Origin of the sequence: Allofournierella sp. CML151 (assembly GCF_027853465.1) — a bacterium.
Classification (GTDB): Bacteria; Bacillota; Clostridia; order Oscillospirales; family Ruminococcaceae; genus Allofournierella.
The window spans coordinates 1-15,905 of the sequence record NZ_JAPNNW010000001.1 but is presented as its reverse complement, the minus strand read 5'-3'; the positions used below and the strand labels follow the sequence as shown (position 1 = coordinate 15,905).

The 15,905-nt window shown below is 57.3% G+C and carries 23 protein-coding genes; 10 read left to right on the top strand and 13 right to left on the bottom strand.

Annotated elements, in window-relative coordinates; all coding sequences use genetic code 11:
• Positions 1-11 precede the first annotated feature (11 nt).
• From PH256_RS00115 to PH256_RS00085, 7 genes are all read left to right on the top strand, one after another.
• Positions 12-728, top strand: a complete 717-nt coding sequence (locus tag PH256_RS00115; RefSeq protein WP_270912491.1) for an SDR family oxidoreductase — start codon at positions 12-14, stop codon at positions 726-728.
• Positions 729-731: 3 nt separating this feature from the next.
• Positions 732-1,187, top strand: a complete 456-nt coding sequence (locus PH256_RS00110; RefSeq protein WP_087185369.1) for a flavodoxin family protein — start codon at positions 732-734, stop codon at positions 1,185-1,187.
• A 9-nt stretch (positions 1,188-1,196) separates the two neighbouring features.
• A complete protein-coding gene (locus PH256_RS00105) occupies positions 1,197-1,655 on the top strand; it encodes a metallophosphoesterase family protein (RefSeq protein ID WP_087185352.1) in 459 nt (152 codons plus the stop codon).
• Positions 1,655-2,167 carry a DUF6933 domain-containing protein gene (locus PH256_RS00100; protein ID WP_270912490.1) on the top strand — a complete coding sequence of 171 codons (513 nt, stop codon included), beginning with the start codon at positions 1,655-1,657 and terminating at the stop codon, positions 2,165-2,167. The genes PH256_RS00105 and PH256_RS00100 overlap by 1 nt, the downstream gene beginning before the upstream one ends.
• Positions 2,168-2,314: 147 nt before the next feature.
• A complete protein-coding gene (locus PH256_RS00095) occupies positions 2,315-3,163 on the top strand; it encodes a hypothetical protein (protein ID WP_270912489.1) in 849 nt (282 codons plus the stop codon).
• Between the two features lie 6 nt (positions 3,164-3,169).
• A complete protein-coding gene (locus PH256_RS00090; RefSeq protein ID WP_333766162.1) occupies positions 3,170-3,907 on the top strand; it encodes an alpha/beta hydrolase in 738 nt (245 codons plus the stop codon).
• Positions 3,904-4,632, top strand: a complete 729-nt coding sequence (locus tag PH256_RS00085) for a DUF5714 domain-containing protein (protein ID WP_270912488.1) — start codon at positions 3,904-3,906, stop codon at positions 4,630-4,632. Before PH256_RS00090 ends, PH256_RS00085 begins: the two co-directional genes overlap by 4 nt.
• Before the next feature lie 60 nt (positions 4,633-4,692).
• On the opposite strand, the gene PH256_RS00080 is transcribed toward PH256_RS00085, so the two are convergent.
• The 7 genes from PH256_RS00080 to PH256_RS00050 form a co-directional block, all read right to left on the bottom strand.
• Entirely contained in the window at positions 4,693-5,169 is a 477-nt protein-coding gene (locus PH256_RS00080; RefSeq protein ID WP_270912487.1) for a DUF7000 family protein, read from the bottom strand.
• Positions 5,170-5,216: 47 nt separating this feature from the next.
• Positions 5,217-5,870 (bottom strand): vWA domain-containing protein, encoded by a 654-nt coding sequence (locus PH256_RS00075; protein WP_270912486.1) that lies wholly within the window; start codon positions 5,868-5,870, stop codon positions 5,217-5,219.
• A gap of 87 nt (positions 5,871-5,957) precedes the next feature.
• Positions 5,958-6,620, bottom strand: a complete 663-nt coding sequence (locus PH256_RS00070; protein ID WP_270912714.1) for a CatB-related O-acetyltransferase — start codon at positions 6,618-6,620, stop codon at positions 5,958-5,960.
• Between the two features lie 120 nt (positions 6,621-6,740).
• Positions 6,741-7,091: a DUF2200 domain-containing protein gene (locus PH256_RS00065; RefSeq protein WP_270912485.1), complete on the bottom strand. Its 351-nt coding sequence runs from the start codon at positions 7,089-7,091 to the stop codon at positions 6,741-6,743.
• A gap of 21 nt (positions 7,092-7,112) precedes the next feature.
• Positions 7,113-8,090 (bottom strand): O-acetyl-ADP-ribose deacetylase, encoded by a 978-nt coding sequence (locus tag PH256_RS00060; RefSeq protein WP_270912484.1) that lies wholly within the window; start codon positions 8,088-8,090, stop codon positions 7,113-7,115.
• A 22-nt stretch (positions 8,091-8,112) separates the two neighbouring features.
• Complete coding sequence (locus PH256_RS00055) at positions 8,113-8,670, bottom strand: zeta toxin family protein (RefSeq protein WP_270912483.1); 558 nt, start codon at positions 8,668-8,670, stop codon at positions 8,113-8,115.
• A 56-nt stretch (positions 8,671-8,726) separates the two neighbouring features.
• On the bottom strand, positions 8,727-9,065 hold the full coding sequence (locus PH256_RS00050; protein ID WP_333766160.1) for a sensor histidine kinase: 339 nt from the start codon (positions 9,063-9,065) through the stop codon (positions 8,727-8,729).
• A 24-nt stretch (positions 9,066-9,089) separates the two neighbouring features.
• Between PH256_RS00050 and PH256_RS00045 the strand changes: the two genes are divergently transcribed.
• On the top strand, positions 9,090-9,302 hold the full coding sequence (locus tag PH256_RS00045; protein ID WP_143424575.1) for a hypothetical protein: 213 nt from the start codon (positions 9,090-9,092) through the stop codon (positions 9,300-9,302).
• A gap of 82 nt (positions 9,303-9,384) precedes the next feature.
• On the opposite strand, the gene larA is transcribed toward PH256_RS00045, so the two are convergent.
• The 3 genes from larA to PH256_RS00030 all read right to left on the bottom strand — a co-directional run bounded on the left by larA (position 9,385) and on the right by PH256_RS00030 (position 11,370).
• Positions 9,385-10,683: a nickel-dependent lactate racemase gene (gene larA / locus PH256_RS00040; RefSeq protein WP_270912481.1), complete on the bottom strand. Its 1,299-nt coding sequence runs from the start codon at positions 10,681-10,683 to the stop codon at positions 9,385-9,387.
• A gap of 80 nt (positions 10,684-10,763) precedes the next feature.
• Positions 10,764-10,958, bottom strand: coding sequence for a hypothetical protein (locus PH256_RS00035; protein WP_270912480.1), 195 nt, complete (start codon positions 10,956-10,958; stop codon positions 10,764-10,766).
• Between the two features lie 118 nt (positions 10,959-11,076).
• The gene (locus tag PH256_RS00030; RefSeq protein WP_087185340.1) at positions 11,077-11,370 is read right to left on the bottom strand and encodes a hypothetical protein; all 294 of its coding nucleotides are present in this window, start codon (positions 11,368-11,370) and stop codon (positions 11,077-11,079) included.
• A gap of 186 nt (positions 11,371-11,556) precedes the next feature.
• On the opposite strand from PH256_RS00030, the gene PH256_RS00025 reads away from it, so the two are divergent.
• Both PH256_RS00025 and PH256_RS00020 read left to right on the top strand, forming a co-directional pair.
• Positions 11,557-13,266, top strand: coding sequence for a recombinase family protein (locus PH256_RS00025; RefSeq protein ID WP_270912479.1), 1,710 nt, complete (start codon positions 11,557-11,559; stop codon positions 13,264-13,266).
• Positions 13,250-13,621 (top strand): sigma-70 family RNA polymerase sigma factor, encoded by a 372-nt coding sequence (locus PH256_RS00020; protein ID WP_270912478.1) that lies wholly within the window; start codon positions 13,250-13,252, stop codon positions 13,619-13,621. The genes PH256_RS00025 and PH256_RS00020 overlap by 17 nt, the downstream gene beginning before the upstream one ends.
• Positions 13,622-13,686: 65 nt before the next feature.
• On the opposite strand, the gene fucO is transcribed toward PH256_RS00020, so the two are convergent.
• From fucO to PH256_RS00005, 3 genes are all read right to left on the bottom strand, one after another.
• Entirely contained in the window at positions 13,687-14,835 is a 1,149-nt protein-coding gene (fucO, locus tag PH256_RS00015; RefSeq protein ID WP_087185532.1) for a lactaldehyde reductase, read from the bottom strand.
• Between the two features lie 176 nt (positions 14,836-15,011).
• A complete protein-coding gene (locus PH256_RS00010; protein ID WP_087185531.1) occupies positions 15,012-15,572 on the bottom strand; it encodes a TetR/AcrR family transcriptional regulator C-terminal domain-containing protein in 561 nt (186 codons plus the stop codon).
• Positions 15,573-15,600: 28 nt separating this feature from the next.
• The coding region (locus PH256_RS00005; RefSeq protein WP_270912477.1) for a hypothetical protein at positions 15,601-15,905 on the bottom strand (305 nt) is incomplete at its 5' end.

Sequence of the window (15,905 nt, the reverse complement as noted above, 5' to 3'; positions counted from 1 at the left end):
AGGATTTTCCCATGCCGGAATTTGAAAACAAGGTGGTGGTGATCACCGGCGGAGCCAAGGGCATCGGCAAGACCATTGCCCAGGAGTTCCGCAAGGAGGGCGCTCAGGTGTGCATCATCGACCTGCTGGAGAACGACTGTTTTGTGGGCGATCTTGCCGACCAAACCGTTCTGGAGCGCTTTGCGCAAAAGGTCATTGCTGAGCACGGCCATGTGGACTACCTCATCAACAACGCCCTGCCCCTGATGAAAGGCATCTGCGATTGCAGCTACGAGGAGTTTAACTACGCCTTGCGGGTGGGCGTCACCGCGCCATTTTATCTGACCAAGCTGTTCACGCCCCATTTTGCGCCCGGGGCGGCCATCGTGAACATCTCCTCTTCCCGGGATCGGATGAGCCAGCCTCAGACCGAGAGCTACACTGCGGCCAAGGGCGGCATTTCTGCCCTGACCCACGCGCTGGCGGTGAGCCTGGCGGGCCGGGTGCGGGTGAACTCCATCTCCCCCGGCTGGATCGACACGGATTACACGGTATACCAGGGCCCGGACGCGGACCAGCACCCCGCCGGGCGGGTGGGCAACCCGCTGGACATCGCCCACATGGTGCTGTTCCTCTGCTCGGAGAAGGCAGGCTTTATCACCGGCGAGAACATCTGCATTGACGGCGGCATGACCCGACAGATGATCTACCACAACGACTTCGGCTGGACCCTGCAAGGAGGGAAATGATTGATGAAAACCGCCATCTGCTACTACTCCCGCCACCATGGCAACACCCTGAAGGTACTGCATGCCATGGCCGGTGCGGGTGAAATCGACCTGATTGACGTGACTCGGCAGAAAACCGCCAGTCTTGCGGACTACGACTGCGTGGGCTTTGCCTCCGGCATCTACGGCTTTGAATTCCAGAAGGCCGTGGTGGAGTTCGCCCGTCAGCAGCTGCCTCAAGGCAAGCCAGTGTTCTTCGTTTACACCTACGGCGGTGCAAAGGGCACCGGTGCAAAGGCAATGGCCGAGATCGCCGCCCAAAAGCACTGCCCGGTGCTTGGGGAATTCAGCTGCAAGGGCTTTGACACCTTCGGCCCCTTCAAGCTGGTGGGCGGCATCGCCAAGGGTCACCCCAACGACAAAGACCTGGAAAACGCCCGCCGGTTTTATTGCAACCTGCAAAAGAAATTGAAAAAATGAGGTTCAACCATGAAGCTTGCCATACTTTCCGACACCCACGGCCTGCTGCGCCCGGAGGTTCTGGAGCGGCTGAAAGATGTTGATGCCATCCTGCACGGCGGCGACATCAATAAGCAGAGCATCGTGGACCAACTACAGCAGCACGCGCCGCTGTATGTGGTGCGCGGCAACAACGACAAGGAGTGGGCAGAGGCCATCCCCCACGATCTGACCGTTACCCTGGGCGGCGTGACCTTTTTACTTGTTCACAACAAAAAAGAGCTGCCCGCAGACCTTTCCGGTGTGAATGCGGTGGTGTTCGGCCACTCTCACAAATATGTGCAGGAGGAAAAGGACGGCCTGCTCTGGCTCAATCCCGGCTCCTGCGGCCCCCGGCGCTTTCATCAGGAAATCACCATGATGCTGGCGGAGATCGCGGATGGAACAATTCGGGTGGAGAAAATTCTCATTCCCCATGAGGTGCCGTGATGGAACTGGGACTGACCTTTCCGCTGCAGCGCTTTTTGAAAATGAAAACGCCGGGCTACCGCATCGAGCCGGACCGGCGCTTTTGCTGGGATCTGCACTGCATCGACCTGCAGGGGCGCAAATGTCTGCTGGCAGTCCACTGCCACACCCGTTATACCTTCGTGTACTATGACGTTTCCCCCTTCCAGTGGGCGGACCTGCCCGGCCTGTTCCGCCAGGGACTGGCCGAGAGCCTTTCCGCCGCCGGGTTCGACCCGGCACAGACAGAAGGCTATCTGCGCCGGGCGGATAATCTCACCCTCACCCGTACCCACGGCCGCCGGGAGGTGGCCTTTCTCAACCGGGCCTGGGAGAACGTGCTGGCGCTGGACCTGTGCCTGGACACCTCCAGTCAACCCCAGCCTCTGCTGGACCACGCGGTGAACACCCGCCTCAGCCGCTGCGCAGGCTTTGAGGGCCTGGGCACCGGGCTGGAGCGGATGCAACGCACACTGTACACAGGCGGATATTAATTTGCGGCCCGCCTGTGCTTGCTTCGCGAAAATTACAAAGCTCATTATGAGAGCAGGCAGTTTAACGGAGGTGACAAACGCGACAAAGCTGCCTGCCGGAATGGACTGCAAATCAAGGCAGTCGAATAAAAAAGAGGAGAGTCAATCATGAAAGAAACCTTACAAAAGAAAAGCCTGCACATCATAATTCCTGTACTGATCGCGGTGTTGTCCTTTTTTGTGCTGTCCGGTCTTGCCTCATCCACCGATTTCCACAAGGGCACCCTCACCGCATTGGAGCAAAAACAGACCACTGTGCTGGAGCTGTCCGCTGCTTCAGCAACCGCCTCGGCGGCAATCACGTTGATTCCCGGCGACGTAGCCACCCCCATTGCCGACAAGCTCGCAGACCTGAGTTCGCATTTTTTGCTGGTTCTGTGCGCCATTTTCCTGGAAAAATATCTGCTGACCATCACCGGCTCCATCACCTTTTCACTGCTGATCCCAGTGGCATGCGCGCTTTATGTGGCGTACATTCTGTTCGACTGGGACAGCCTTCGTTTGCTGGCATCGAAGCTTGCTATCTTCGGGTTGCTGATCTTCCTTCTGATCCCCGCCAGCGTCAAGCTTTCCAACATGATCGAGAGTACCTATCAGGCATCCATCGAGGCGACCATTGAATCCGCCACTGCAACCGCTGAAGAAATTGAAAGCAGCGCAGACACCACCAGCGAATCCGAGGAGGGCTTTTGGTCCGGTCTGGTTTCCTCGGTGACCGAGGGCGTTTCCAATGCAGTTTCCGGCATCACCGACAAGGCCGGTGAGATGGTCAATCGCTTTATCGAGGCACTGGCCGTTATGTTGGTAACCTGCTGCGTCATCCCGATTCTGGTATTGATGGCCTTTGTCTGGTTTGCGAAAATCCTGTTGGCCGTGGATCTTCCTGTAAATTACGGTCAGCTGCATCGGGGGCTTCGAAATACCATTTCCCCCAAAAAGCCAAAAGAGCTACCCTGATCTCTGTTGATTCAGAACCCCAAGTCGGAAGAAAAACAGGAGCAAGGCATCTGTATGAAAACTGAACAATTTGAAATTGACAGCATTCCCGCTGTATTATACGGGGAACCCTCGAAGCAGGGATACCTGTTTCTCCACGGGCAGATGGGCCATAAGGAAGAAGCAGCCGCCTTTGCACAGGTGGTTTGCCCCAAGGGCTTCCAGGTGTTGTCCGTCGATCTGCCTGATCACGGGCAGCGCCGGAACCGTGGAGAAACACTGACTCCCTGGACAGCTGTCCCTGACATTCAGGCAGCTCTGACCTTTGCTCACATGCATTGGAACACCGTTTCGCTGCGTGCAAACAGCATCGGCGCATATTTTGCCATGCTGGCCGCCCAAGCGCCTGAGCGTGCACTGCTTGTCTCGCCCATTCTGGATATGGAAAAGCTGATTTTGACCATGATGGGCTGGGCCGGTGTAACGGAAACGCAGCTTCAGCAACAGGGTGAAATCGCCACAAGCTTCGGGCAGACACTGTCCTGGAAATATCTGTGCTGGGTACGTGAGCACCCGGTACACAGCTGGTCCTGCCCGCTTCATATCCTTTACGGGAGTGCCGATAACATGACGCCCCGGTCCGACGTGGAAGCGTATGCCCGCCAAAGCAATGCTCTGCTCACCGTAATAGAGGGCGGTGAACACTGGTTCCACACGCCGGAACAACTGGCTGTTCTGCATAAATGGGAGGAAAGCACAACATGAACAAGGAAGAATGCCTGATCTGCGGCGCACCGCTGGAATACCTGAATCAGGACCAGCTTATGGAGTGTGCCATCTGCCACAAGCAGGAACTCAGCAAGACCCGCTGCGTAAACGGCCACTATGTGTGCAGCGACTGCCACACCCAAGGCATGGATCAGATTTTCGGCCTCTGCCTGGCCGAGCGCTCCACCGACCCGGTTGCCATTCTCCGGCGGATGATGGAATTGCCCTTCTGCCACATGCACGGACCTGAACACCATGTAATGGTAGGTGCTGCCCTGCTTACCGCCTACAAAAACGCCGGCGGAGCCTTAGCTCTGGAGCCAGCACTGCGGGAAATGTACAGCCGGGGCACGGCAGTGCCCGGTGGGGCCTGCGGCTTCTGGGGTGCCTGCGGGGCCGGAATCAGCGCAGGGCAGTTCTGCGCCATCGCCACCCAGTCCACCCCGCTGGCCCGGGAGCCCTGGGGGCTGAGCAACCGGATGACCTCCCGCGCACTGGACAGCATCGGAACCGTAGGCGGCCCCCGCTGCTGCAAACGGGATTCCTTCCTGGCCGTTCTGGCAGCTGTGGACTTTGCCAGCGAGCAGCTGGGCGTGAAGATGGAGCGCACGGTTCCCGTTTGCACCTTCAGCCCGCAAAACAACCAATGCCTCGGTCCGCGCTGCCCCTTCTCCGCGGCAAACGCGGCCAAGCGCAGGGACGCGGACAATCTCCCCAGATAAAACACAAGCAAAAAGGCCGGAGCTTCCGAAAAATTTGCGGAAGCTCCGGCCTTTTTCCTGTTACGATTCGGGCGGAAGAAGCGCCAGCAGCTGTTCCACCGCATGTTTCACTGCCTGCACAACGGCCTCTCCGTCGGCCAGGTCAGCCTGGACCGGAAGCCGCGCCAGATAATCGGTGCGAGCCGGGTCCTTGCTTTGCTCCATGGGCGGCAGGCAGGGACCCAGGCGGGAGGCCCAGCGACACTGAGCTGCCCGGTTCACGCCGGACAGCCACACCTCCAGCTGAAAGCGCTCGGGAACAAACACCGCCACCAGCTTGAGGCCCTGCTCCTTCAGCAGTGGACTGGTGAAGGAGAAATAAGCGTAATCCATACCGTTTTCACTGACGCTACCCTGAAACCGGTATTCCGGCAGCTGTTGTTCCAGTGCGGTACGCAGATAACGGAACATGCGCAGCCATTCCTGATAGGCCTTCTGCAAATTTGTGGTCTGCAAAAGGGTGCGATAGGTTTCCAGAAGCGCTTGATCGAACTGCATGGAAGCTCCTCCCCGGCGTCGAATTTTTCTTTATTATAGCACACGCCTTACCGGCGGACACCCCGTTTGCGAAAATCCTCTTCAATTGCGTCTTTCCAATGCGCATCCAGCGGGGCGCTGCACCGGACCGCCGAAACAGCCTGGGCCAGAACCTGATAATTCAGGCGGGTACCCTCACTGTCGCAGTGATAATTCACCGCCCGGTCTGGGTTGATTCCCAGATGGCCCGCCGTTTCCACCGCGTCGATGTTGGCCCCCAGGAAGAGGAACTCCCAGCCGTACTTCTTTTTCTGCCGCCGGATCATCTGACGCACCTGTCGGGCGGAATAGCAATGGCTGGCATTTTCCATACCGTCGGTGGTGATGATGAAAAGGGTATGCTCCGGCACATCCTCCGGCCGGGCGTATTTGTGGATATTGCCGATGTGGTGGATAGCCCCGCCCACCGCGTCCAGCAATGCGGTGCAGCCCCGCACGTAGTATTCCCGGTCGGTGATGGGCTTGACTCGGTCCGCCCGCACCCGGTCATGGAGCACCTCGACCCGGTCATCGAACAATACGGTGGAGACCAGCGCCTCGCCGGGCTCCTTCTTCTGTTTTTTCAGCATGGAGTTGAAGCCGCCGATGGTATCTGTCTCCAACCCCTGCATGGAGCCGCTGCGGTCCAGGATGAACACCAGCTCGGTCAAATTCTTTTTCATAAACAAATCCCCCTATACTATGTTTTTGGTTACAAACACAGTATAGGGGGATTTTGCTTTACTCGGGTCGCCTGACGGGCGACAAATTTATGCTTTGCTTGTGAGTCTTGCTTTTATTTCCTGCTTCACCTTCTCCAGGTTCGGGTCACAGAGCATTGGCAGCACTTCCACCAGCGCTTCCGGTGCAAGATTCCACCAGCGGAATTGCAGTAGCAGGCTTGTCAACTCTTCATCAAACCGCTGCTTAATAAAACGGGCCGGATTGCCTCCGAACACCGTATAGGGCGGAATGTCCCCGGTTACCACAGAACAGGCGGCCACAATTGCGCCGTCGCCGATTTTCACCCCCGGCATGATGACGCACTCCCGCCCGATCCATACATCGTTTCCGAGCACGGTATCACCCTTTCGGGGGAGCTGATCCATATGGGGCGGGGTATTTTCCTGCCATGCTCCGCCAAACACATGGAACGGATAGGTGGTTACGCTGCTGATTCGATGATTGGCGGGCCCCATGATAAACCTGGTTCCGGAGGCAATGGCACAGAATTTGCCGATGATAAGGTGATCGCCAAACTCCGGGTAATTGAACAGCACATTGTTCTTCTCAAAACCGGTGGGGTCCTGGGCATCATCGTAATAGGTATAGTCTCCGATTATAATGTTCGGGGCCTTGACCACGTTTTTAATAAAACAAGAGGTCTTGTATTCGTTAGGAAAGACCTGATTAGGGTCCGGTATATAGCTCATTGCTTTCGTCCTTTCTTTTGGGTTCACATCACATCCTTTCCGTTGCATTTTCGAACGGCAACCGCCCGCTTTTTCCGAATCTCTTTCATTGCTGCACGCTCCTGTAATAATGTGCGATGATTATTTCCGCAGAATCTTCTCCATCGGCCTGCCCTTTGCCAGCTCGTCCACCAGCTTGTCGAGATAGCGGATCTGACGTATCAGCGGGTCTTCGATCTCCTCCACCCGCACGCCGCAGATCTTGCCGGTAATGAGTGCGCAATTGGGGTTGATGGCGGGCGCGGCGCGGAAAAATTCGCCGTAGCTGATCTCGCTCTGTTCCATAGCGGCAAGCTGTTCCGGGGTATAGCCGGTGAGCCAGCCGGTCACCTGATCCACCTCCTGGCGGGTGCGGCCCTTTTTTTCGGCCTTGGCCACCAGCAGGGAATACAGCTTTGCAAAGGGCATTTCGGTCACATCCATACGGGGCATAACGCTTCTCCTTTCCCGGGCTCAGCCGCCCAGCAAGCTCTGGTCAAAGGCGAACAGAGCCTCGTTGATCTCGAAAATGTTGTAGTTCTGGTGGGCGATGAAATACTCCACGATGATATCGAACTTGCTGGCATGCGAAAAGGCAAAGCCCGCCTTTTCCAGCAGCTGGCGCGCCTGGTCCAGCGGCAGCTCCAGCGCGATGGCAAAGGCCATGGCTGTTGGCTTGGAGGGCTTGTAATGCACATCCGAGCGAATCTTGGAAAACAGCTTACGGTCGATGTTGGCCTTTTTGTAGCACTGGGCATCGGTCATGCCCTTCTCGTCGATCTTGCGCAGCAGCATCTGGGAAAAGCTCTCGTCCAGCCGCTCCACCGCCCGGTTCAACCCCTCGGGCACACCCGGAGCCGCTGCCGGCGCACAAACGAAGGCTATGGCGCGGCGGTACTCCTCTTCCCGGCTTTCGGCGTGCTGCTCCACATAGCGGTCGTCGATGTATGCGGCGATATCCGCAAAGAGCCTGCTGCCGATGGTATAGGCCGCCCGGTCAAAAATGACCAGATAAACCGTCATGTCATGGGTCAGCAAAAAGTCGCCGATGGTATCCACCGCCACCTTGAGGGCCTGGTCCTTGGGATATCCATACACCCCGGAGGAGATGAGCGGAAAAGCCACCGTACTGCAATCCTGTGCCAGGGCCAGCTCCAGCGAGGAGCGATAAGCGGACACCAGCAGCTCCCGTTCTCCATGACCGCCGCCCCGCCAGACAGGGCCCACGGTATGAATTACAAAACGGGCGGGCAGCCGGTAGCCTTTGGTAAGCTTGGCGCAGCCTGTTTTGCAGCCGCCCAGGGTGCGGCACTCCGCCAGCAGTTCCGGCCCGGCCGCCCGGTGGATGGCCCCATCCACTCCTCCGCCACCCAGAAGGCTCTCGTTGGCGGCGTTGACGACGGCATCCACCTTCATGGTGGTGATGTCATTTCGAACAATATGCAGGGGCATACAGCCACCTCCTTGTGTTGGGTCAGATCTCGATCTGATAGGAATCTTCAATCAGGGTATACGGCACACCGTGTTTCCGGCACATTTCCAGCGTATGGGCATTGTCCCGCAGAAGGCTCTCCAGGGTGCAGTCGGAATCATCCAGCCGCTGCTCCGCCACATTGGCGTAGGCTTTGATGTCTTTATAGTGGGCGCGGATGTAGCCCTCGCTCATCACAAGGCAGCGAAAGCAAATTTGCGAACGGTATTCCGGCGCAAAATCCGCTGCCCAGTCGAAGGGGATGTAACAGCCTTCCACAATCAGGTCCTGCCCGTTTTCAATGGCCGTTTTTACCATCTCCCGTACCACCGGCCACAGGTAGCCGGTCAGCGCCTCATCGCTGCTGGTGGGGGTAAGGGACGTGTAGCCGCTGCGGATCAGTCCCATTTTCAGGTGATCGATGGACAGGCAGTTGGCCTTGTACCGCTCCACGAGCCGCCGGGCCAGTGCGGTCTTGCCCGTGTGCGATGCCCCCGCGATCAGAAACACCATGTGTTTTTCCTCCCCTGTGTGCCAACTTTTATTTAATAGCCCTATCATAGCACGAGCGGCCCCCGCCTGACAATCAGCGGGGGCCACATTGCAAAGCCTGTTTTTTATACCGGCAGCCACAGCTCGCACCGGTAGGGGGTTCCGCTGCTGAACACCGCTTTTCCTCCGTGGGCGGCGGCAATCTGGGCCACCAGACGCAGGCCGGTCCCATGCGCAGCTCCCCCATCCGGCTCCAGTGAACGGTGCGCAGGCTGCGGCGCTTTTTCCACCGTGCCGCCCTCCACCCAGAGAACCAGCCATTTGCCCTCAGCCCTGGCTCCCATACAGATGGTACCGCCGGGATCGTTGTGGCGCACACAGTTGACCAGCAGATTATTCACTGCCCGCCGCGCCTTTTGCTGCGCGGCGAAACCTCGCCGGACTTCCTGCAAAAGTTGGATCACGCCATCTTCCCTTTTTTTGAAACCATGGTACGGCAAAACTATCTTGTCCCGCCGGAATACAGTGCTGATCAGCTGCAGGCCATTCTGCGCTTTCTAACTTCCGGCTACTATGGCTTTTTCCTTCAGGAGCTGGACAGCACGCTTCGGCCGGAGCTTCCCCAACTGGCTGCCAGCATCAGCGACCAATGCCTCTCCGGCTTTTTTGCCCGAAGCCCCGCCCATACCCCCCTTGCATAAAAACATCTATGCACACAAAAAAGCATCCCCTGACCAGAATCCATGGTCAGAGGATGCTTTTGCTCTGTATGCACTGGTTTCGTCATGCCTGAGGCAACGGAAAGGTGCTGCCGCCATGGGGCATGAGAGTGGTCTCCACCCCAGCCAGGCTGCCGCCATTGTGCTGTGCAGCCAGGGCCAGCGCCTCGTCCAGCGTGCGGGCAATCTGAATCCTGGTATTCGCAAACCGTTCGCCGGAAAGATCGGTGACCAGAATCAGATGATAATGCTCTGCGGTTTCGGCAAAAAGGAAGCCCACAAAACCACCGATGGAAAAATCCGCCCGAAGGGCCTTTTCCCGTTCCTCCATGCTGGTGTAATTGCAAATCTGCGCCTCGCAGTCCGGGTCACCAAAGCCCTCCCGGCACTGGGACAGCAGAATCATCGTCCCGCCGGGAGCTGTTGCAGCAAGGGCATTGGCCAGTGTCTTGGAGGTCTGGTAGAGGTTGATGTCCTTGGGGAAGCCGCCTGCGCTGGCAACGACCAGCGGTGTGCGACGGGGAATCGCCACCCCGTCCAGCTGCTCCACCACCTGAGCCGCTGCCGCATGGGCCTTCTGCCAATCTCCCGCAAAGGCGCCCACAATCTGGTAATCGTCGTTCACGATCACGTTAAGCAGATAGGCAGGCTTCGCAAAGGAGGCACACTCCACAAGGTCGCTGTGGAATGGGTTGTCCGCCCCCATATTGCCGTTGCACACCCGGGGATTGGAACCGCTGCCCAGACCCTTGTTCAGAGCATTGTTATGGTTTGTGTTGATGGTCTCACGCCCTGCGATGCCGGGAACGATGGATTTGCGCCCGCCGCCGTAGCCCGCCAGGAAATGATAGACCACGCCTCCGGTGAGGATCAGCTTGTCGCAGGCCATGGCATAGCTGTTCAGCCACACCGGCGTTCCCCGGCTGGAGGTTCCCATATAGGTCAGATGCTCTTTGTCGTCACACTGATGGTCGATAAACCGGATGCGGCGGTAAAGATCCTCCCCTACCAGCGAGATGTGCTCCTCTTCCGTCTGCCGACGGTGAGTGCCCGTGGCGCACAGGATCAGGATGTCACTGTCCGGGATACCGGCCCGGTTCAGCCGCTCGATCAGAACCGGCAGATAGGTGCTGGGCTGCTGCCAGCGGCGGGTCACATCCGAGATCAGGATGCCAATCTTCTCGCCAGGCCGGACAGCCTCCTCGATGGGACCGGCGCCAATGGGGTGGTCCAGCGCATATTCCACGTGCTGCCGAACCGTTCGCTCCGGCAGATTCACCGTGTTGGCGTGAACCTCCGCCACCACCTGTTCCGGGGCCAAAGATACCGAAAAAACGGTATCGCTGTACTTCATTGCTTCCATAGTGATTTCGCCTTCTGTATTCAGGATCTGCGCATTGCGCGATAATATAAGCATCATGCTATCACTTCACATTCAAAAAGTCAAGAAGTGTTCTTTGCCGTATCGATCACTGCCTGCAGCAGTTCCCGTTTGTGTAACGGAGGGCAGTCCAGCCCACGGATGACGCTGAGCACGCAATCCGCATGAAACTCCGCCACCCGCCGGGACAATTCCTTTTTGTCCGCTTCGCTTTGCGGGCAGTGCACAATCATTCGGATGGGTTCACTGGTTCGCATGTTCTTTCCCCTCCCTGCCGTTTCGCCTAATTCCATCCTATTGCGCACAGCCTGTCTTTTATACCGCAAAGGCCCCCGGCTGCATGGAACAGCCCATGCGGCCGGGGGCCTTTGAAACTCAGGAGTAGATAAAATCCACCAATCCACCGAAGATGCCATCCACCACTTCCACTAACAATGCAGCGGCCAGGGATGCAGCAAAGCAGATCACCTCTGCCACAAAAACTCCGCCCACCATTGGCCAATTGCCCTGAAACGCAGCAATTACTCCGCTGAGAAACAGCACAAACATGAGCAAGCCAAGCACAACATGGGAGAGTCCGGACGCAATTTTCAGCAAAACACCAATGGTTCCCACCACCAGCATCAGCACCACGGCAACCAGCTTAAAGGGCAATTTCACAAGCCACATTCACAGCACCCCATTTCCAGGTTGTTATGATTTTACTATACCGCAAATCGGAAATACCGGCAAGATCGTCTGCCCGCCTCCGAATCACCTCTTCTAAAAAAACGCTGCTGCACCCGTTGCTTCTTCAGCCTGGTCTATCTTTTTCCGTTTTCACGTTAATATTACTACGGAAAAGGAGGCAAGACCATGGAAAAGAACAACGATACCATCGCCATTTATTCCCGCAAATCCCGCTTTACCGGCAAGGGCGAAAGCATCGGCAATCAGGTGGATATGTGCCGGTCCTACATCCGCACTGCCTTTGGGGAAGCCTATGCCGACCAGGCGGCAGTGTTCGAGGACGAGGGCTTTTCCGGCGGAAATCTGAACCGGCCGGATTTCAAACGGATGATGCGGGCGGCCCGGGAACATCAGTTCCGGGCTGTGGTGGTCTACCGGCTGGACCGGATCAGCCGCAGCATCAGTGATTTCTCCGCCCTGATTGAGGAACTGGGGCGGCTGGGAATCGATTTTGTATCCATCCGGGAAAGCTTCGACACCTCCAGCCCCATGGGCCGGGCCATGATGTACATCGCGTCGGTGTTCAGTCAGCTGGAGCGGGAAACCATTGCCGAACGCATCCGGGATAACATGCACGAGCTGGCCAAAACCGGCCGCTGGCTGGGAGGCGTCACCCCCACCGGTTACACCTCAGAGGCAGTGGAAACGGTTACGGTAGACGGCAAGAACAAGCGAGCCTGCCGCCTGAAGCTACTCCGTGAAGAATCCGCCATCGTTCGTACCATCTATCAGCTGTACGAGAAAACCGATTCCCTCACCCGAACCGAAGCCGAGCTTCTGCGTCTGCAAATAAAAACCAAAAACGGCCGGGATTTTACTCGATTTTCCATCAAAAGCATCCTGCAAAATCCGGTCTACCTAATCGCAGACCGGGAGGCTTACCAGTATTTCGAGGAGCAGCAGGCAGAGCTTTTCTCCGCACCGAAGGAATTCGATGGAATGCGGGGTATCCTGGCCTATAATCGTACCGACCAGGAAAAAGGCCGGGCCGCCGTCTTCTTGCCCATCAACCAATGGATCGTTTCGGTGGGGCAGCATCCGGGCCTGATCCCGGCCCGCACCTGGATACAGGTTCAGGAGTCGCTGGAGCGCAACCGATGCAAGGCCTACCGCAAGCCTCGAAGCAACCAGGCCCTGCTTACCGGTCTGCTCTGGTGCCGCTGCGGCAGCCGGATGTACCCCAAGCTTACCCAGCGGATGGCCGCAGACGGCAAGCCGCTTTTCCGCTATGTATGCAAGCAGAAGGAGCATAGTAAACGAAGTCTTTGCAGCCTGGCCAATGCCGGGGGCAATTCGCTGGATACTGCCCTCTGGGAACAGATCAACGCGCTGGAGGAGGACCCCCACACCTTTTTGACCCGGCTGGAACAAGGGCGGCGCTTCTGTACCGTCGACGAAGATGGCTCTGACCAAAAGTTGGAAGACCTGCATCGGCAGCAGGCGGATTTGCAGCGCAAAATTACCGCACTCGTTGATTCCCTGCCCGACTTTGAAGGCGGTTCCGCTGCTGGCCATGTGAGGCAGCGCATCGAGGAATTGCATGCGCAAAGTACCTCGCTGGAATCGGAGATTCACGAGCTGGAACAACCACTCGACCAGCGCGTACTCCCTGCTGAGGAATTCGAGCTTTTATGCCAGAAGCTTGTCTGCTTCCCGGACTGCGCAAATCAGACAACCGTAGAACAAAAGCGGGCCGGGGTTCGCGCCCTGGTGCAAAAGGTTCTTTGGGACGGCATATGCGCTCACGTATTTTTATTGGGTGCAAAGGACAATGCAGCCTTACAAGACTCTACCAGTAGCTCAAAAAATACGCTTTTGCGTGAGGATAGCAAATGAGATCCGGATGCACCTTCGGCGGGAGCGGAAGGCACCGCTCACCCTTTCCATGCAGGAGCCGATCCAGACCAGCAAGGACGGCAGCCACCTGACCGTTTTGGATGTGGTACCAGACGACTTTCTGCTGGACGAGGACTGCGAGTGCCGGGAGGAATCCAGCCGACTGCGCACGCTGGTACAGCAGCTCACCGGCCGGGAGCGCCAGGTGATTTTGCTGCGCTACGGCCTGAGCGGCCAGCCTCCGCTGACCCAGCAGCAGGTGGCTCAGCTGCTGGGCATCAGCCGGAGCTATGTCTCTCGCATCGAGAAAGCGGCAGTACAGGAGCTGCGGGCACAGCTGGAGCCGACCCGCTGATTCAATCAAAAAAGTGCGCCCCGAGCCTGGGCTCGGGGCGCGCAAAATCAAACTCTATTGGCTGATTACAGCAGGCTGCGGTACAGAGCAGCGATCTCCTCCACGCTGGTGTCGCGGGGGTTGCCGGGACGGCAGGCATCGGCGTAAGCGGACTCAGACAGGAACTGTACGTCCTCTTCCTTCACGATCTCCTTCAGGTCAGCGGGAATGCCAACATCAGCGCTCAGCTTCTTCACGGCGTCCACAGCGGCCTTGATGTACTCGTCGCGGGTCATGTTCTCGGTGCCTTCCACGCCCATGGCCTTGGCGATATCGCGGTACTTCTCACCGGTAGCGGGAGCATTGTACTCCATCACGGTGGGCAGCAGGATGGCGTTGGCAACACCGTGGGGAGTGTCGTAAACAGCACCCAGGCTGTGAGCCATGCTGTGAACGATGCCCAGGCCCACGTTGGAGAAGCCCTGACCGGCGATGTACTGTGCCAGAGCCATGCCCTCACGGCCTTCGGGAGTGTTCGCCACAGCGCCGCGCAGGTGCTTGGAGATCAGCTCGATGGCCTTCAGGTGGAACATGTCGGTCATCTCCCAAGCGCCCTTGGTGATGTAGCCCTCGATGGCATGGGTCAGAGCGTCCATACCGGTGGCAGCGGTCAGGCCCTTGGGCATGCTGCTCATCATATCGGGGTCAACCACAGCAACCTCGGGGATGTCGTTGGTGTCCACGCAGACAAACTTGCGCTTCTTCTCCACGTCGGTGATCACGTAGTTGATGGTAACCTCAGCAGCGGTACCGGCGGTGGTGGGTACAGCGATGGTGAACACGGCATGCTTCTTGGTGGGAGCAACACCCTCCAGGCTGCGCACGTCGGCGAACTCGGGGTTGTTGATGATGATGCCGATGGCCTTGGCGGTGTCCATGGAAGAGCCGCCGCCGATGGTCACGATGCAGTCTGCGCCGGAAGCCTTGAATGCCTCAACGCCATGCTGTACGTTCTCGATGGTGGGGTTGGGCTTGATCTCGCTGTACACTTCGTAAGCGAAGCCGGCAGCGTCCAGCAGATCGGTGACCTTCTTGGTCACACCGAACTTGACCAGATCGGGGTCAGAGCAAACAAAAGCCTTCTTGTAGCCACGGGCGGTCAGCTCGGGAACGATGTTCTCGATGGCGCCCTTGCCATGATAGGAAATGGTGTTCAGAACAATGCGGTTAGCCATGGGTAAACCTCTCCTTTTTTATTATGAAAATAAACCCGGACGCTTCTCTCGCTGCAATCCGGCGGGAAGCGTTTCACTGTTATTATTATAACAACGTGATTTTCCCTTTTACAAGTTACACATGAATCCCAGTGTCACATTTCATAATTTTATCAAAAAGGCCGGAAAGGGACGGCTCATGCCTCCGGATGAAGGTCCCGCAGCAGAAGCTCCAACCGCTGAGGCATCGCCTCGATGAGCAGCTCCACCATCTGCTCTGGACTGCGCTTCATGCCGCTTACCGCCCAGCTGGCGGTCATCTGAATGGAAGCACGGCAATACATCTCCAGCAAGAAAGCCACATCCTCGGTGAGAGGCGCACCGGTCTTGCGGGTGATGATCTCGCTGTAAAAGCGGTGAATATATTCATAGTCGTATGCCATCAGCGAGTTGGCGTCGTGACTGCCGAAAGCACAGGCAAAAAAGCTCTGTTCTGCTTTGATGAACCGGAACTTGTTAAGCAGCCCTTCCCGCAGGGTAAGGCTCACGCCCATTTCTTTGAAGGACTGCTCCACCAACCGTTCAAAATACCAGTTGACCAGATCATACTTGTCCAGAAAGCAGCGGTAAAAGGTCTGACGGCTCACGCCGCACCCCTCCACAATCTGTTTGACGGTGATTTTATCCAGAGGCTCGCGGCCCACCAGCTCTTTCAGGGCATTGGCCAGTTTGTATTTAGTTTTCAGCGCGGATTCCATGGCGGGCGCCTCCTTTTGATAAATCGTTCTACCCTTTTACTTTATCACAAACCTGGCGCAAAGTCACGATATTTGCCGCCAGCGCAGCTTTTGCGTCCATCACGGTCGTTGCCCCTTTGCAAAAAGAAAGAGCGTACCGATTACTCGATACGCGAAACACAAAAGCCAATACAAATCGAACCAGCGACCATTCCGAGCCCGGAAATTGTTGTGCGCTGCACCACGGGCTTTTGCCCGCGGCACATCGCGCTGTTTTGATCGTATGCTCGCTTTTGCTTTGCTGCATCCCTCTGGTTCTTGCGGCTATTAACGCACAGGGGCGTTTGCACTTTG

Bases quoted from the DNA above. Each gene is read 5' to 3' on its own strand.
- PH256_RS00065 (WP_270912485.1), bottom strand. From the start codon at position 7,091: ATGCCCCGTATGGATGTGACCGAAATGCCCTTTGCAAAGCTGTATTCC.
- PH256_RS00085 (WP_270912488.1), top strand. From the start codon at position 3,904: ATGAACAAGGAAGAATGCCTGATCTGCGGCGCACCGCTGGAATACCTG.
- fucO (WP_087185532.1), bottom strand. From the start codon at position 14,835: ATGGCTAACCGCATTGTTCTGAACACCATTTCCTATCATGGCAAGGGC.
- larA (WP_270912481.1), bottom strand. From the start codon at position 10,683: ATGGAAGCAATGAAGTACAGCGATACCGTTTTTTCGGTATCTTTGGCC.
- PH256_RS00010 (WP_087185531.1), bottom strand. From the start codon at position 15,572: ATGGAATCCGCGCTGAAAACTAAATACAAACTGGCCAATGCCCTGAAA.
- PH256_RS00060 (WP_270912484.1), bottom strand. From the start codon at position 8,090: ATGCCCCTGCATATTGTTCGAAATGACATCACCACCATGAAGGTGGAT.
- PH256_RS00075 (WP_270912486.1), bottom strand. From the start codon at position 5,870: ATGAAAAAGAATTTGACCGAGCTGGTGTTCATCCTGGACCGCAGCGGC.
- PH256_RS00055 (WP_270912483.1), bottom strand. From the start codon at position 8,670: ATGATAGGGCTATTAAATAAAAGTTGGCACACAGGGGAGGAAAAACAC.
- PH256_RS00035 (WP_270912480.1), bottom strand. From the start codon at position 10,958: ATGCGAACCAGTGAACCCATCCGAATGATTGTGCACTGCCCGCAAAGC.
- PH256_RS00095 (WP_270912489.1), top strand. From the start codon at position 2,315: ATGAAAGAAACCTTACAAAAGAAAAGCCTGCACATCATAATTCCTGTA.
- PH256_RS00110 (WP_087185369.1), top strand. From the start codon at position 732: ATGAAAACCGCCATCTGCTACTACTCCCGCCACCATGGCAACACCCTG.
- PH256_RS00030 (WP_087185340.1), bottom strand. From the start codon at position 11,370: ATGTGGCTTGTGAAATTGCCCTTTAAGCTGGTTGCCGTGGTGCTGATG.
- PH256_RS00025 (WP_270912479.1), top strand. From the start codon at position 11,557: ATGGAAAAGAACAACGATACCATCGCCATTTATTCCCGCAAATCCCGC.
- PH256_RS00070 (WP_270912714.1), bottom strand. From the start codon at position 6,620: ATGAGCTATATACCGGACCCTAATCAGGTCTTTCCTAACGAATACAAG.
- PH256_RS00045 (WP_143424575.1), top strand. From the start codon at position 9,090: ATGGTACGGCAAAACTATCTTGTCCCGCCGGAATACAGTGCTGATCAG.
- PH256_RS00115 (WP_270912491.1), top strand. From the start codon at position 12: ATGCCGGAATTTGAAAACAAGGTGGTGGTGATCACCGGCGGAGCCAAG.
- PH256_RS00105 (WP_087185352.1), top strand. From the start codon at position 1,197: ATGAAGCTTGCCATACTTTCCGACACCCACGGCCTGCTGCGCCCGGAG.
- PH256_RS00080 (WP_270912487.1), bottom strand. From the start codon at position 5,169: ATGCAGTTCGATCAAGCGCTTCTGGAAACCTATCGCACCCTTTTGCAG.
- PH256_RS00100 (WP_270912490.1), top strand. From the start codon at position 1,655: ATGGAACTGGGACTGACCTTTCCGCTGCAGCGCTTTTTGAAAATGAAA.